This is a genomic window from Ottowia sp., assembly GCF_035325765.1.
GTDB lineage: Bacteria > Pseudomonadota > Gammaproteobacteria > Burkholderiales > Burkholderiaceae_C > Ottowia.
Genome location: NZ_DAOKZG010000022.1, coordinates 32,119 through 46,902 on the forward strand (window position 1 = coordinate 32,119; position 14,784 = coordinate 46,902).

12 protein-coding genes are annotated in these 14,784 nt (G+C 69.7%); 10 read left to right on the forward strand and 2 right to left on the reverse strand.

Going from position 1 to position 14,784, the window contains the following annotated elements:
* Positions 1-17 precede the first annotated feature (17 nt).
* The 8 genes from PKA16_RS09060 to PKA16_RS09095 all read left to right on the forward strand — a co-directional run bounded on the left by PKA16_RS09060 (position 18) and on the right by PKA16_RS09095 (position 10,796).
* The gene (locus PKA16_RS09060; RefSeq protein ID WP_324402486.1) at positions 18-1,364 is read left to right on the forward strand and encodes a homoserine dehydrogenase; all 1,347 of its coding nucleotides are present in this window, start codon (positions 18-20) and stop codon (positions 1,362-1,364) included.
* Positions 1,365-1,844: 480 nt separating this feature from the next.
* Positions 1,845-3,272, forward strand: coding sequence for a threonine synthase (thrC, locus tag PKA16_RS09065; RefSeq protein ID WP_324402488.1), 1,428 nt, complete (start codon positions 1,845-1,847; stop codon positions 3,270-3,272).
* Between the two features lie 43 nt (positions 3,273-3,315).
* Positions 3,316-3,855 carry a molybdopterin-guanine dinucleotide biosynthesis protein B gene (gene mobB, locus PKA16_RS09070; RefSeq protein ID WP_324402490.1) on the forward strand — a complete coding sequence of 180 codons (540 nt, stop codon included), beginning with the start codon at positions 3,316-3,318 and terminating at the stop codon, positions 3,853-3,855.
* A gap of 95 nt (positions 3,856-3,950) precedes the next feature.
* Entirely contained in the window at positions 3,951-7,139 is a 3,189-nt protein-coding gene (locus PKA16_RS09075) for a cytochrome P450 (RefSeq protein WP_324402492.1), read from the forward strand.
* Positions 7,136-8,422, forward strand: a complete 1,287-nt coding sequence (gene glp, locus PKA16_RS09080; RefSeq protein ID WP_324402494.1) for a gephyrin-like molybdotransferase Glp — start codon at positions 7,136-7,138, stop codon at positions 8,420-8,422. The genes PKA16_RS09075 and glp overlap by 4 nt, the downstream gene beginning before the upstream one ends.
* Positions 8,419-8,688, forward strand: coding sequence for a molybdopterin converting factor subunit 1 (gene moaD / locus PKA16_RS09085; RefSeq protein ID WP_324402496.1), 270 nt, complete (start codon positions 8,419-8,421; stop codon positions 8,686-8,688). Before glp ends, moaD begins: the two co-directional genes overlap by 4 nt.
* Before the next feature lie 10 nt (positions 8,689-8,698).
* Positions 8,699-9,271 (forward strand): molybdenum cofactor biosynthesis protein MoaE, encoded by a 573-nt coding sequence (locus PKA16_RS09090; RefSeq protein ID WP_324402498.1) that lies wholly within the window; start codon positions 8,699-8,701, stop codon positions 9,269-9,271.
* A 163-nt stretch (positions 9,272-9,434) separates the two neighbouring features.
* Positions 9,435-10,796 (forward strand): alpha/beta hydrolase, encoded by a 1,362-nt coding sequence (locus PKA16_RS09095; RefSeq protein ID WP_324402500.1) that lies wholly within the window; start codon positions 9,435-9,437, stop codon positions 10,794-10,796.
* Between the two features lie 71 nt (positions 10,797-10,867).
* On the opposite strand, the gene PKA16_RS09100 is transcribed toward PKA16_RS09095, so the two are convergent.
* Positions 10,868-11,641: a GntR family transcriptional regulator gene (locus PKA16_RS09100; RefSeq protein ID WP_324402502.1), complete on the reverse strand. Its 774-nt coding sequence runs from the start codon at positions 11,639-11,641 to the stop codon at positions 10,868-10,870.
* Positions 11,642-11,666: 25 nt separating this feature from the next.
* Positions 11,667-13,361, reverse strand: coding sequence for a sigma 54-interacting transcriptional regulator (locus PKA16_RS09105; RefSeq protein ID WP_324402504.1), 1,695 nt, complete (start codon positions 13,359-13,361; stop codon positions 11,667-11,669).
* A 298-nt stretch (positions 13,362-13,659) separates the two neighbouring features.
* Here PKA16_RS09105 and PKA16_RS09110 point away from each other — a divergent pair, with 298 nt between their 5' ends.
* Together PKA16_RS09110 and PKA16_RS09115 are read left to right on the forward strand one after the other, a co-directional pair.
* Positions 13,660-13,878, forward strand: a complete 219-nt coding sequence (locus PKA16_RS09110) for a phenol hydroxylase subunit (protein WP_047350239.1) — start codon at positions 13,660-13,662, stop codon at positions 13,876-13,878.
* 38 nt (positions 13,879-13,916) lie between these two features.
* Positions 13,917-14,784 (forward strand): phenol hydroxylase (locus tag PKA16_RS09115; RefSeq protein ID WP_324402508.1); only part of this gene is annotated, 868 nt, incomplete at its 3' end.

Here is a 14,784-nt window from a genome sequence, read left to right on the forward strand (position 1 = left end):
TCTCAGAAACCACGGACATGAAACCCATCCAGGTCGGCCTTCTGGGCATCGGAACCGTCGGCAGCGGCACCTATGGCGTGCTGGTGCGCAACCAGGAGGAGATCCGCCGGCGCGCCGGGCGCGGCATCGAGATCACCATGGTGGCGGACCTCGACACCGAGCGCGCGCGCGGCCTGGTCGGCCCGGGCGTGCAGGTCGTGGCCGATGCGCGCGCGGTGATTGCGAACCCGGACATCGAGATCGTGGTCGAGCTGATCGGCGGCACCGGCATCGCGCGCACGCTGATGATGGAGGCGATCGCCGCCGGCAAGCACGTGGTCACGGCCAACAAGGCCTTGCTGGCGGTGCATGGCACCGAGATCTTCGAGGCGGCGCAGCAGGCTGGCGTGATCGTCGCCTTCGAGGCTGCGGTGGCCGGCGGCATCCCGATCATCAAGGCCTTGCGCGAGGGCCTGACGGCGAACCGCATCCAGTGGATCGCCGGCATCATCAACGGCACCACGAATTTCATCCTCTCCGAGATGCGCGACAAGGGACTGGACTTCGATGTCGTGCTCCGGGAGGCGCAGCGCCTGGGCTATGCCGAGGCCGACCCGACCTTCGACATCGAGGGTGTCGACGCCGCGCACAAGGCCACGATCATGAGCGCGATTGCCTTCGGCATCCCGGTGCAGTTCGACAAGGCGCACGTGGAGGGCATCACGCAGCTGTCGGCCACCGACATCCGCTATGCCGAGCAGCTGGGCTACCGGATCAAGCTGCTGGGCTTCACGCGCAGGCGCGAAGGCCTGGGCGTCGAACTGCGGGTGCACCCGACCCTGGTGCCTGCGCGGCGCCTGATCGCCAACGTCGAGGGTGCGATGAACGCGGTGGTGGTCAACGGGGATGCCGTCGGCACCACGCTGTACTACGGCAAGGGGGCGGGCAGCGAGCCGACGGCCAGCGCCGTGATCGCCGACCTGGTTGACGTGACGCGCCTGGCCACCAGCGACCCGCAGCACCGCGTGCCGCACCTGGCGTTCCAGCCGGGCGCGGTGCGCAACGTCAGCGTGCTGCCGATGGACGAGGTGGTGACCAGTTATTACCTGCGCCTGCGTGTCAAGGACGAGGCCGGCGTGCTGGCCCGGGTCACGGGAATCCTGGCCGAGGCCGGCATCAGCATCAATGCGCTGCTGCAGCGCGAGGCCGACGTGGTGGCGGGCACGGACGCCGGCGCGGGCGAGCCGACGCCCGACCACACCGACCTGATCATCCTGACGCACGAGACGCGCGAAGGCACCATGAACCAGGCGCTGGCGCGCATGCAGGGGCTGCCGGCCGTGCTGGCGCCGATCGTGCGCATCCGCAAGGAGGAGCTGGCGTGAAATGGGACACCCCCTGTGTCGCTGCGCTCCATCCCCCTGGAAGGGGGGCGCACCCAGTGGCCCGGGAGACCCTGGCCACGGGTGCCGCGAATGGCCTGCTTCGCGGCCAGCGGCGCCGTGTCGTTTCATGCGTCGCGGATGACATGGAGCGGGGTGGGCACTCGGCGTGAAGCATCCCCGGAGTTGCTCTGATTCTTCAGCCCAAAGGGAGGACGCGTACCGTGGCTGGGGAAAACCCGGCCACTGGCACCCAAGTCGGGCCTGCTGGGTGCTGGCGACTGGGTCCAAGGCAAGGCTGAAGAAGTCTTCCACGCGCCTCGCATCGCATGCTGATGGAGCAGGGCGCGCCGCTTCGCGAGCGCTTGCCCAGCGTTGCCCGAACGCAGCGACCCGGCCCCGTGGTGTGTTGCCGGGCGTGTCCCTGCAGCGCGGCGATGCCATCCGTCATTTGTCAGTTCGATCGTGCCTTCGCATCAGACCATGAACTACCTGTCGACCCGCGGCGACGCGACACCACGCACGTTCAGCGACATCCTGCTGGAGGGGCTGGCGCCGGACGGCGGCCTCTACCTGCCCGATCACTACCCGCACGTCGACGCCGTGCGTCTGGCTGCGTTGCGGCGCATCCACGCCGAGCAGGGCTACGCGGCGCTGGCGTTCGAGATCCTGTCGCTCTACATCGACGACATCCCGCCGACCGACCTGCGTGCCATCTGTGCGCGCACCTACACCGCGGAGGTGTTCGGCACGCCGGAGATCACGCCGCTGAAGGCCTTGGAGCCGGGCCTGTTCCTCGAGGCCCTCTCCAACGGCCCGACGCTGGCCTTCAAGGACATGGCGATGCAACTGCTGGGCCAGCTGTTCGAGTACGAACTGGCGCGGCGCGGCGAGACGCTGAACATCCTGGGCGCCACCAGCGGCGACACCGGCAGTGCGGCCGAGTACGCGATGCGCGGCAAGCGCGGCATCCGCGTCTTCATGCTCAGCCCGCACGGACGCATGAGCGCCTTCCAGCAGGCGCAGATGTTCTCGCTGCAGGACGCCAACATCCACAACATCGCCATCGAGGGCGTGTTCGACGACTGCCAGGACATCGTCAAGGCCGTGAGCAGCGATCTCGAGTTCAAGCGCCGCCTGCGCATCGGCACCGTCAACTCGATCAACTGGGCGCGCCTGCTGGCGCAGGTGGTCTACTACTTCGCGGGCTATTTCAGTGCCACGGCCTCGGACGACGAGACGGTCGACTTTGCCGTGCCGAGCGGCAACTTCGGCAACGTCTGCGCCGGCCACGTGGCGCGCCAGATGGGCCTGCCGATCGGCCGGCTCATCGTGGCGACGAACGAGAACGACGTGCTCGATGAATTCTTCCGCACCGGGGTGTATCGGGTGCGCGGCGCCGCCGACACGCACGAAACCAGCAGCCCGTCGATGGACATCAGCAAGGCGAGCAACTTCGAGCGCTTCGTGTTCGATCTGGTCGGGCGCGACAGCGCGCGCGTGCGTGCCCTGTTCGGCGAGGCGCTGGCGACCGCGGGTCAGTTCGACCTCGGCGGCGATCCGGCCTTTGCCGGAGCGGCAGCGCGCTACGGTTTCGTCAGCGGCCGCAGCACGCACGCCGACCGCCTGGCGACGATCCGCGCGGTGTTCGAGGCGCACGGCGTCACCATCGATCCGCACACCGCCGACGGCGTGAAGGTGGCGCGCGAGCACCGGCGGCCCGACGTGCCCATGATCGTGCTGGAGACGGCGCTGCCGATCAAGTTCGCCGCCACCATCGAGGAGGCGCTGGGGCACCCACCCGAGCGGCCACCGCAGTTCGAAGGCATCGAGACGCTGCCGCGCCGGGTGCGCGTGCTGCCGGCGGATGCGACGCGCGTCAAGCATCTGATTGTCGAGGCCTGTGCCTGATGGCGGGCGCCGTGCAAGGACCGGACGGCAGGGCGGCGCTGGCATGAGGGTGGCGGTGTTTGCCGGCTATTCCGGCGCCGGCAAGACGACGCTGATCGAGCGGCTGATCGCGCTGCTGCGGGCGCGCGGCCTGCGCGTGTCGGTGGTCAAGCACGCGCACCACAAGTTCGACATCGACCGGCCTGGCAAGGACACCTATCGTCACCGCGAGGCGGGTGCGTTCGAGGTGGTGATCGCTTCGCGCCATCGCCTTGCGCTGATGCGCGAATTCGAGCATGAGCTCGAGCTCGGCGTGCATCAGCTCATCGCCGAGCTGTCGGGTGGCGTGGACTGGGTGCTGGTGGAGGGCTTTCGCGCCAGCGAGCTGCCCAAGATCGAGGTCTGGCGCGCCGATGCCGGCAAGGCCGCGCTGTATCCTGGGGATGCATGCGTCGTCGCCATCGCCACCGACAGCCCCGAGCGCCTGCCGCAGGCGACCGAGCTGCCGCTGCTCGACCTGAACGACGCATCGGCGGTGGCCGACTGGCTGCTGACGCAGGGCGCGCGCTTCGACTACGACCCCGGGCGCCACCACGCCGGCTGAGCGTGCGCCGCCCGGCACGCAGCCGCTTCCCGTACCATGCCGGCCTTGGCCGATCCCTGCTCGCCGGGCCGGCTGCGCGTTGCAAGGAGGCAGGCATGACCCGCGACACCGTTCCCATTCCCCAGCCCAAGGGCGATCCGTTCATCGGCAACCTGCGCGCGATCGACGGCGAGGCGCCAATCCAGGGTTTCATGCGCCAGGCGCGCATCATGGGACCGATCTACCAGCTCGAACTGTTCGGCAAGATGCTGACCCTGGTCAGCTCGCAGGAGCTGGTCGACGAGCTGTGCGACGAAAAGCGCTTCGACAAGCGCATCCACGCGACGCTCAAGAACATCCGCGACTTTGCCGGCGACGGCCTGTTCACCGCACGGACCGAAGAGCCCAACTGGGCCAAGGCACACCACATCCTGATGCCCGCCTTCGGTCCGCTGGGCATGCGCGGCATGTTCGACCAGATGCTGGACATCGCCGACCAGATGCTGCTGCGCTGGGAGCGCTTCGGTTCCGATCACGTGATCGAGGTCACCGAGGACATGACGCGACTGACGCTGGACACCATCGCGTTGTGCGCCTTCGACTACCGCTTCAACAGCTTCTACCAGGAGGGCATGCATCCCTTCGTCGGCGCCATGGTCGACGCGCTGGCCGAGGCCGGTGCGCGCGACCGCCGCCCGGACATCGCCAACAGGTTGATGCTGCGGCGTCGGCGCCAGTACGAGGATGACCTGCGCCTGATGCGCGAAGTGGCCGAGCGCCTGATCGCCGAGCGGCGGCGCGACCCGGACGCCGCGGGCAAGAAGGACCTGCTGGGCCTGATGCTGCAAGGACGCGACCCGGCCACGGGCGAGGGGCTGTCCGACGAGAACATCCGCTACCAGATGGTCACCTTCCTGATCGCCGGGCACGAGACCACCAGTGGCCTGCTGTCCTTCGTCATGTACTTCCTGTGCCGCAATCCACGCGTGCTGGCGAAGGCGCGCGCCCTGGTCGACGAGGTTCTGGGCGATCAACTGCCGCGCGTGGAGGATCTGGGGCGCCTGCGCTACATCGAGCAGATCCTGATGGAGTCCTTGCGCATCTGGCCGACGGCGCCGGCATTCGCTCTCAAGCCGCTCGAAGACACGGTCATTGGTGGTCGGTACGCCATCACCCGGCGCGATACCCTGATGGTGCTCACGCCCATGCTGCACCGGGATACGGCGGTGTGGGGAGACGATGTCGAGGAATTCCGGCCCGAGCGCTTCGATCCGGGCCTGATGGAACAGCTGCCGCCGAACGCCTGGAAGCCGTTCGGCAACGGCCAGCGCGCCTGCATCGGCCGACCCTTTGCGATGCAGGAGGCGATGCTGGTGGTGTCGATGATCCTGCAGCGCTTCGACCTGATCGAGGCGGATCCGGCCTACCAGCTCAAGGTCAAGGAGACGCTGACGCTCAAGCCGCTGGACTTTCGCCTCCGCGTCAAGCGCCGTGGCGGCGGCGCCTTCAAGCCGCGCAGCGCCGTGCCGCGCGAAGCAGCCCGGCCGGTAGCCGTTGCGCCCGCCGTGGCGCTGGCGCCGGGTGAGCGGGCAACGCCACTGCTGGTGCTGTATGGCTCGAATACCGGCGCGTCGGAAGCCTTTGCCCAGCGCATCGCCAGCGAGGCCGAGGGGCAAGGCTACGCCGCACGGGCGGCGCCACTCGACGAGCACAGCGGCGCGCTGCCGACCGAAGGCGCGGTGGTGATCGTCAGCGCTTCCTACGAAGGCCAGCCGCCCGACAACGCGCGCCAGTTCACTGCCTGGGCCGAGGCGCTGGCGCCCGGCGCCCTGAAGGGCGTGCACTATGCGGTGTTCGGCTGCGGCAACCGGCAATGGGCACGCACGTACCAGGCGGTGCCCAAACGGCTGGACGCGGCGCTGGCCGCCGCCGGTGCCGCGTGCGCGCTGGCGCGCGGCGAGACCGACTCGGGCGGCGACTTCTTCGGAGCCTTCGACGAGTGGTACGGTGGCCTGTGGCCGGCGCTGGGCCGGGCGCTGGGCAAGCAGGTGCAGGCGGCGCCCAGTGGCACGCAGCTGCAGGTCGAGCGCATGCAGGCGGGGCGCTCCAGCATCCTGCGCGTGGGCGACCTGGAATATGGCGAAGTGGTGGAGAACCGCGAGCTCGTCAACATGGACTCGCCGCTGGCGCGTTCCAAGCGCCACATCGACATCCGCCTGCCCGAGGGCATGAGCTACCGCGCCGGCGACTACCTGGCGGTGCTGCCGCACAATCCCATCGGCGTGGTGATGCGCGCGCTGCGGCGCTTCGACCTCGCCTCCGACAGCCAGATCATCATCCGCAAGCCGGAAAGCAGCATCACCTCGCTGCCGGTGGACCATCCGGTCACGGCCAGCGAGGTGCTGTTCCACTACGTGGAGCTGGGGCAACCCGCCACGCGCGCGCAGGTGGCGCAACTGGCGGCCGTCACGCGCTGTCCGCCCGAGCAGGCGGAGCTGAATGCGCTGGCCGGGGACGCTGCCTACCAGCGCGACGTGCTGGCCAGGCGCCTCTCGGTGCTCGACCTGCTGGAGCGCTACGCCTCGTGCGCGCTGGACCTGGCCGCGTTCCTGGAGATGCTGCCGCCGGCGCGTGCGCGCCAGTACTCGATTTCTTCCTCGCCGCTGTGGAACGCAGGGCGCTGCACGCTCACCGTGGCCGTGCTGGACGCGCCGGCGCTGTCCGGCCAGGGACGCTATCACGGCATGGCGTCCACCTACCTGGCCAACTGCTCGCCCGGCACGCGCGTGGCGGTGGCCGTCAAGGCCTCGAATGAACACTTCCATCCGCCCGCGTCGCCCGAAACACCAATGGTGATGGTCTGCGCCGGCACCGGCCTGGCGCCATTTCGCGGCTTCCTGCAGGAGCGCGCCATCCAGGCCGGCAATGGCCGCAGCGTCGGGCCGGCGCTGCTGTTCTTCGGCTGCGATCATCCGGACGTCGATCTCCTCTACCGCGAGGAACTGGCGGCCTGGGAGGCGGCTGGCGTGGTCAGCGTGCGGCCGGCCTTCTTCAAGGCACCGGAGGGCGAGGTGAGCTTCGTGCAGCACCGCCTGTGGCAGGACCGCGCCGATGTCGCCGAGCTGTTCCGGCGCGGCGCCCACGTCTACGTGTGCGGCGACGGCAAGCACATGGCGCCGGCCGTGCGCGACACCTTCCTGCGCATCTACGCAGAGGCCGCCGGCGCCACGCGCGAGCAGGCCGAGGCCTGGGCCGATAAGATCGAGCGTGAAACCGGCCGCTATGTCTCAGACGTCTTTGCATGACTTCCGCTCCCACTGATGCCACCGCCACCCCGTCCGGACCGCCCGCCCGGCCCCCCTTGATGCCGCTGGACGAGGCACTGGCCCGGGTGCTGGCGCAGGCCACGCCGGCGCTGGAGCCCGAATGGGTGTCGACCTTCGAGGCCGATGGCCGCGTGCTGGCGCGCGACGTGGCCTCCGGCCTTGCCGTGCCGCCGCTCGACAACAGCGCGATGGACGGCTATGCCGTGCACGCGGCCGATTGCGCGGCGCCCGGCGCAGAGCTCGGGGTGGCGCAGCGCATTGCCGCAGGCAGCGTCGGCACGCCGCTCGCGCCCGGCAGCGCGGCGCGCATCTTCACCGGCGCGCCGGTTCCGCCGGGCGCCGACGCCGTCGTCATGCAGGAGGAGACCCAGGCGCTGGCGGAGGGGGCGTGCGTGCGTATCCAGGTTGCCGTCAAGGCCGGCCAGTGCATCCGCAAGGCTGGCGAGGACGTGGCGCGCGGCGCCGTCATCCTGCGGCGCGGCGAGCGCCTGACGCCAGCCGGTATCGGCCTCGCAGCCGGCGTCGGACTGGACCGCCTGGCCGTGGCGCGGCGTCCCCGCGTGGCGCTGCTGCAGACCGGCGACGAACTGGTCACGCCGGGCACGGTGGCTCCGCAGGACATGCAGCCGGGCATGATCTACAACAGCAATCGCTTCTTTCTGCGCGCGCTGCTGCAGCGGTTGGGTTGCGCGGTGGTGGACCAGGGGGTGGTGCCCGATGACCGCGCAGCCACCACGGAGGCGCTGCGGGCGGCCGCTGCCGACTGCGACGTGCTGCTCACCAGCGGCGGCGTCTCGGTGGGCGAGGAGGACCACGTCAAGCCAGCCGTGCGCGAACTGGGTGCGCTCGACCTGTGGAGCATCGCGATCAAGCCGGGCAAACCCTTCGCCTGCGGCCATGTGCGGCGCGCGGACGGCAGCGCGGCGCACTTCATCGGCCTGCCGGGCAACCCGGTGTCCAGCTTCATCACCTTCCTGCTGCTGGTGCGTCCGTTCCTGCTGCGCCTGCAGGGCGTCGTCGATGTGGCGTTGCCGACGCTCTCGATGCGCGCTGATTTCCAGCTCGGCCGGCCCGACAAGCGGCGCGAGTTCCTGCGCGTGCGGCGCAACGCCGAGGGCGGGCTCGACCTGTTTCCCAACCAGGGCTCGGGCGTGCTGACATCCATGCACTGGGCCGATGGCCTGGTCGACCACCCGGCAGGCAGCACCATCGCGACCGGCGACCTGGTGCGTTTCATTCCGCTTTCGGAGCTGCTGGCATGACGGCGCCCGCACCCATCCGGATCCGCGTGCGCTACTTTGCCGCGTTGCGCGAAGCGCTGGGCCAGGGCAGCGAGGAGTTGCGGACCCGGGCGGCGACGCCGGCCGCACTGCGCCAGGAGCTGGCGGCGCGTGGTGGCGCCTATGCGGAGGCGCTGGCGCCCCAGCGCGCGGTGCGCATGGCGCTGGACCAGGTCATGGCGCGCGGCGACGAAGCGTTGACCGAAGGCGTCGAGGTGGCCTTCTTCCCGCCGGTCACCGGTGGCTGAGGAGGGCACGGTGCCGAGTCAGACTGTCGCCTCGCGCGTGCGCATCCAGCACGCGGACTTCGACGTCGCGGCCGAGGTGGCGGCGCTGCGCGCTGGCGATGGCCGCGTCGGCGCCGTCTGCAGCTTCATTGGCACCGTGCGCGATCGAAACAATGCCCCCACGCTCCCTGCTGCGCAGGGTGCGCTGCCCCCCGAGGGGGCAGATGCGCCTTGGGGCGGCCCGGCGGCGAACCGCGAGCGCGGCCAGATCATCGCATTGGAACTCGAGCACTACCCCGGCATGACCGAGCGCGCCATCGAGGCCATGATCGACGAGGCACAGCGGCGATTCGACATCCTGGAGGCGCGCGTGGTGCACCGGGTCGGCGTGCTGCAACCGCAGGACCAGATCGTGCTGGTGGCGGTGGCCTCGATGAACCGCGGCGAGAGCTTCCAGGCCTGCGAATTCATCATGGACTATCTCAAGACCCAGGCGCCGTTCTGGAAGAAGGAGACCACGCCCGAAGGCGCGCACTGGGTCGACGCGCGCGAGAGCGACGACGCCGCGCTGGCGCGCTGGGGCCTCGATCTGCGCAACACCTGAGACGCGGCACCCACCCGGGGTTCGCGCGATTGCCTGGCCCGGAGCTTGGCGCGGCGAGCGGACCGCGCCGCCGCCCCTGGGCCCACAAGGAGCGCGACAGCGTGGAGCGGGCATCGGCCAGGCGTGTCACACTGTGCGCGGATCGACAACGACGGTTTCAGGCATGGCGCAGACAGCATCATCTTCGACCCCACCCCCCACGCAGTTGCGCGCGGACGAACCGGGCCTGCCGGAGTGCCGGCGCGCCGACCAGGTCGACCTGGAAGCTGGCGCGCTGCTGCGCATCCTCAGCATTCCGGCGCGCGGCACATTGAGCATGCCGGAGATCCGTCGGCAACGTCGGGTCTGGGACCTGATCGCACGTGCCGGCGGCCGCGCCGATCCGGTGGCCGAGGTGGAGGATTTCTACATCCCGACCGAGTCGGGCCGGGCGGAAGCGCGCGTCTACCGGCCGACGGCGCGTCGGGCCGAGCCTCTGCCGGCATTCGTCTGGTTTCATGGCGGTGCCTTCATGATCGGGGGACTGACCACCGCCGACACCATCTGCCGCCATCTCGCGCGCAGCAGTGGCGCGGCCGTTGTTTCGGTGCGCTACCGGCTGGCGCCGGAGAACAACCTGTATGCGGGCCGGGCCGACTGCATGGCGGCCTTGCGCTGGCTGACGCGTCACGGCGATCGGCTGGGCATCGACGCGTCGCGCCTGGCGGTCGGTGGGGATTCGGCCGGCGGCAACTTGGCGGCGGCCGTGGCGCAGCGCTGCACCCAGGAGGAAGCCATCGCGCTGCGACTGCAGGTGCTGGTCTATCCGGCGACCAACCTGCGCGACGAATTTGCTTCCAAGCAGGAGAACGCCGAGGGCTATCTCCTCACGGCCCAGGTGGTCGACTCGGTGCGCGACCTGCTGCAGGAGCTGAATACCGACGTGACGGACCCCTGGGTGTCGCCGGCACTCAATCCTCGGCTCGCCGGCCTGCCGCCGGCGCTGGTGCTGACGGCCGGGTTCGACCCGATCCGCGACGACGGACTGAGCTACGCGCAAGGCCTGCGCCGGGCCGGCGTCCCCGTGCAACTGCTGCACTACCCTGGGCAGTTTCATGGCTTCGTCAACTTCGACGGGCTGCTGCGCATGGCGCGCGACGCACTGGACCGCATCGGCGAAGCGCTACGCCTGGCACTGGCGCCCGAGCCTCAGGACGCGCCCGCCAACCGCACGCTGGAGATCTCGGCCGCATCGGGCGCACCGGGGCCGCACAGCCAGCCCACGCTGACGCCGGCCTCGTTCTCGCCGCGCCTGGGCGCGAAGTGGGTCAGCGGCAGCTTGATGCTGGGTGAGCGGCTGGAAAGCGCCCGTGCGCAGTGGCTGCGCGACGCACTCAGGCGCGCGCCGTGGCTGAGCATGGTTGCGGGTGCCTGGGCGATGGCGCCGGAAGCCATGCCGTGGCTGAACCCGGTGACGTCCTGGCGCGCGCAACTGGCGCAGCGCCATGCGCCGATCTGCATCCGCGAGAGTTTCCACCGGTCATGACGCGTGCTGGCGCGATGGGCGGTCGATGAACCCGGCCGGACGCGCGGCCCCATGCACCGGATGCTCTCGCCTCACGGCGCATCGGCGGCTGCGACAGGCGGCTGGCCGTTGCCGCCGAGGCCATTCTCGAGCGCACGCCGCACCAGGTCGGCGGTACCGCGGATGTGCGCCTCCAGCGCCAGCGCGGCGCGCAGCTCGTTGCCGACCATGGCGCTGTCGTAGATTTCGCGGTGCTCGGCATGCACGTCGCGCTGGCTTTCGGGCAGGCTGATGGCGTAGCGGCGGTAGCGCTCGCTTTGACGGCCCAGCGTGCGCAGCAGGCGCAGTGTCCAGGGCGAATCGTGTCCCGCCAGCAGCGCCTCGTGAAAGCTGCTGTTCAGCACTTCCCACGATTTGGCGTGGCCCGGTCGCAGGGGCTGCTCCAGCTGCGACATCTCCAGGTACGCCGCCTGCACGCGCGCGCGCCAGGTGTCGCCGCCCTGGCGCATCGACTGGCGCAGCGCGTCGATCTCGATGTGCACGCGCAGGTTGGTCAGGTCCTGCAGGTCGGCCACGGCGATGGGGGCCACGCGAAAACCGCGCTGCCCCTCGGTGATCACCAGCGCGTCGCTGACCAGCCGCGTGAGCGCCTCGCGCAGCGTGCCCGCGCCCACCGCGTACTGGGTGCGCAGGTGCTCGATGCGCAGCTTGCTGCCGGGCGCAAGGCGCCCCTCGACGATGTCGCTGCGCAGCGTGGCGTAGGTTTGCTCGATCAGCGTGCGCGAGGGGGCGCCGTGCAGGCTGGCATCGGCGGCGGCGTGGCCGCCAGCCAGCGCAATCAAGGGGTGAAAGCTGCGTTTGACCATGGCAGTTGCAAGATGGGGATGCGCCTCACGAAACCGCCAGCGGCCGCTCTTGCAGGCGCGACAGGCGGTAGCTCAGCTGCGGGCGTGTCAGCCCCAGCGCGCGCGCCGCCGCGGCCAGGTTGCCGCCTGCGCGCGCCACGGCTTCGCGGATCAGCGCGTCCTCCAGCGCGTCCAGCGTCAGGCCGCTGGCCTGCAGGGTGTCGTACAGACTGGCGCTTTGCTGGCAGTGCGCTTCGCTTTCCAGCGCACCGGCGGCGTTCACGGTGTGGGCCGTGGGCAGGGCTGACGTGGGAAAGAGCATGGCGGCGTCCACCAGGTCGTCGTGGGGCGCCAGGATCACGCCGCGCTCGACCAGGTTTTCCAGCTCGCGCACGTTGCCGGGCCAGGCGTGCTGGCGCATGGCGGTCATGGCCAGGTCGGTGAAGCCCGCCAGGCGCTTGCCGTGCAGTGCGGCGTAGCGCTGCAGCAGGTGCATGGCCAGCAGTTCTATGTCGTCCGCGCGCTCGCGCAGCGCCGGTATGCGGATGGGATAGACGTTCAGGCGGTAGAGCAGGTCGCGCCGAAAGCGCCCTTCTTCCACGGCTTTTTCCAGATCGACGTTGGTGGCGGCAATCACGCGCACGTCCACCTTGCGCGGCTGCGTGCCGCCCAGGCGCTCCACTTCGCCCTGCTGCAGCACGCGCAGCAGCTTGGCCTGCGCGGGCAGGGGCAGCTCGCCCAGCTCGTCCAGCAGCAAGGTGCCGCCGTGCGCGCGCTCGAAGCGGCCCACGCGCGCGGCGGTGGCGCCGGTGTAGGCGCCTTTTTCGGCGCCGAACAGCTCGCTTTCGATCAGCTCGGCCGGCAGCGCCGCGCAGTTGACGGCCACGAAGGGCTTGTCGGCGCGCGGGCCCATGGCGTGCAGCGCGCGCGCAAAGCGCTCCTTGCCCACGCCGGTCTCGCCGGTCAGCAGCACGGTGACCTGCGTGGGCGCGGCCTTGCGCAGCAGCTCCACGGTGTCGTTGAAGGCGCGCGAGCGCCCCAGCAGCGGGCCCTGATCGTCCGCGGGCTGCAGCTGGGTGCGCAGCGCATCCACCTGCGACTGCAGCTCGCCCAGGCGCACCAGCATGGAGTCAGGGTCGTAGTCGCGCGCCAGTTGCTCGCCGTCGGGCCATTCGTGCTCAAAGCGGCCCTCGATCAGGCAGTGCGGGTGGCCGCAGGCAGTGCACTGCACTTCCTTGAAAAGGGCCGGGCGGCGAAAGAACGCGCTGGTGTAGCCCGAGGCATAGCCCAGCAGCATCCAGCACACGGGCGCACCTTGCGGGCCCCAGGCGCGCTGGTGCACCTCGGCCTCCCAGCTGTGATCCCACTGAAAGATGCCGTGAAAGTGGCTTGCCGCCTCGTCCAGCTCGAACACCTTCGGCTGCACGCGCACAGCGCCTTCCAGCATGTGCAGCTGCGGCCCGACGGCAAAGGCGTCGAACAGCGATGCGCCCGGCCGCACCTTGCGCGCCAGCAGCGCATCGCGCTCGCCCGATGCGTAGCCCGCACGCATCAGCAAGCGGCGGGCGTGCTCCGGCCCCAGGCTGGCCACCAGCTCGCGCCGCAACGCCTGAAAGGCCGCCGCATGTACCAGCAGCATGCGCTGATCAGCCAGCCAGATGCGCCCATCGACGGGCGAGAAGTGCACCAGCCGGCGCAAGTCGGCGTCGGACGGGTAGGGGGGCAGGGTGGTGGCCGGCATGAAAAAAGTATCGATAAACGGCGGGTGGCCGTCCATCGGGATCGACCCGGGGAGATTCTTCACCATTTCATCAACTGGCCGGTTCCTGGGTCTCATCAAAACATCATGCTGCTGTGCAGCAATCTCGGCTCCGGGCTGGCCGCGGGCGCCGCAGCCGGCGGCTGCCAACCTGCGGGCGGGCCTCTTTGACGCGATTTGCTAGGGATTAACCCTGGATTTATCGATATTTGCGCGCAAAACGCCGGCATTGGCATGGCCCGTGCAAAACAGATGGCGCAAAACCGAAAAGGAGACCGTCATGACCCACACCGCCATTGCCACCGACGCATCTGCCACCCCGCAACCCGTCTGCGATCTGTCGCAGCGGTTTGTGCGCGTGCTGGGCCGCCGCGACAACGGCTTTGTCGAGTTTGCTTTCTCGATCGGATGGCCCGAGCTGTCGGTGGAGCTGATGCTCCCTGAACCGGCATTCGATGCCTTTTGCGCGGCGCACCGCGTGCGCCACCTGGATGACTGAGCCCTGCCCCCAACAACCACGACCAGGAGACAAGCCCCATGAACATCGACTTGCAGGCGCGCGAAATTCAGCCGCTGCGCAGCACCTTCGCCCGCGTGGCTGCTTACACGGGCGACAAGCCCGCGTCGCGGTACCACGAAGCCACGCTGGGCATGCAGCCCGCCGCGAACTTCCATTACCGCCCGACCTGGGAGCCCGAGTTTGAACTGTTCGATGCCACGCGCACCGCGGTCAAGCTGGCCGACTGGGATGCGCTGCGCGATCCCCGCCAGTTCTACTACGCCAACTGGACCATGGCGCGTGCGCGCCAGCAAGAGGCGATGGAAGCCAATTACCAGTTTGTCGAGTCGCGCGGCCTGATCGACAAGATTCCCGACGCGCAGCGCGCCGCAGCCTGCGAGGTGCTCATGCCGCTGCGCCACGCGGCCTGGGGCGCCAACATGAACAATTGCACGATTTGTTCACGCGGTTATGGCACGGCGTTCACTGCACCGGCCATGTTCCATGCCATGGACCATCTGGCGGTTGCGCAGTACCTCACGCGCCTGGGGCTGGCACTGGGCGAGCCCGGCGCACTGGAAGCCGGCAAGAACGACTGGCTGCAGGACCCGCGCTGGCAGGGACTGCGCAAGCTGGTGGAGGACACGCTGGTCGTCAACGACCCGTTCGAGCTGTTTGTGGCGCAGAACCTGGCGCTCGACGGTCTGCTGTACCCGCTGATCTACACGCATTTTGTGGACGACCACCTGGCAGTGCAGGGGGGCACGGCGGTGGCCATGCTCACGGCCTTCATGCCCGAGTGGCACGACGAAAGCGCACGCTGGGTGGACGCGGTCATCAAAGTGGCCGCCGCCGCATCGGACGACAACCGCGCGCTGATTACCGGCTGGTTCAAGACCTATGCCG